This is a genomic window from Olavius algarvensis spirochete endosymbiont, assembly GCA_900608495.1.
Taxonomy (GTDB): Bacteria; Spirochaetota; Spirochaetia; order DSM-2461; family DSM-2461; genus UBA2779.
Genome location: UWYT01000136.1, coordinates 1 through 800, shown reverse-complemented (window position 1 = coordinate 800; position 800 = coordinate 1). Strand labels below are relative to the sequence as shown.

General features: G+C 41.6%; 1 protein-coding gene. It reads left to right on the top strand.

What is annotated here, in order from left to right:
- The first annotated feature begins 216 nt into the window (after positions 1 to 216).
- Complete coding sequence (locus tag S1OALGB6SA_RS03510; RefSeq protein WP_124032578.1) at positions 217 to 591, top strand: helix-turn-helix domain-containing protein; 375 nt, start codon at positions 217 to 219, stop codon at positions 589 to 591.
- Positions 592 to 800: the final 209 nt, after the last annotated feature.

Below are 800 nucleotides of genomic sequence, written 5' to 3'. Positions count from 1 at the left end.
GCCACTAACTTCTAAGGATGGGCCGTTTTCTTGTTCCGCCCTAACAGAGCGGGGTAGTTATCTGTTAATTTCTGATGCAATTTGCTCTTCAATTCGTTTGCCTCTTCTCTCCTTTCACCGCTAAAAGCGGGTCTTGCAAAAGTGTGTCAAGTACAAGTTGAGTATAATCTTTGCACCATCATAGTTCTTTGTCAAGAGGGTAAATATACTCACATCATGCCAACTCCCGCAAAGTTCAAGCTCAAACCCCTCCAAATCAGCAATGAAGATATTGGCCAAAGGATTGCTCGTATCAGAAAAACTCAGGGACTAAATCAATCAGAGTTAGCTGAAAAGATCGGGATTACTCGCAAATTGGTCACAGATTATGAAACAGGTCGAACCCATATGAACGATGAAATGGTGGTAAGATTTGCTTTAGCTTTGAAAATCTCCACCGATAAGCTTCTGGGAATTAAAAAGGATCAATTCAAGAAGTCCAATCCTTCACTTCGTTATACCAGAAGAATGCGAGAAATTGAAAAACTTCCGGAAATGAAACGTCGAATGATTTTAAAAGTCATAGACGATCTGATCAGAGTCAATTCTTAAGCAATCTGGTAATCAATCATATATCCTCTTGCCAGTCCCAAGCGGCTCATCCAGGGCCTTTAGGTATCAGCTTGCAGAAAACAAGAGCTTAAGACAAATCACTCATCTAACCCCATAAGCCAAAGTCCACAAGGCTTATCAAAACCCCTCCAGACTGCAAGCCGATACCGCCTTGCTAGTCGATAATGCAGCATTATCGACAGCAAAAG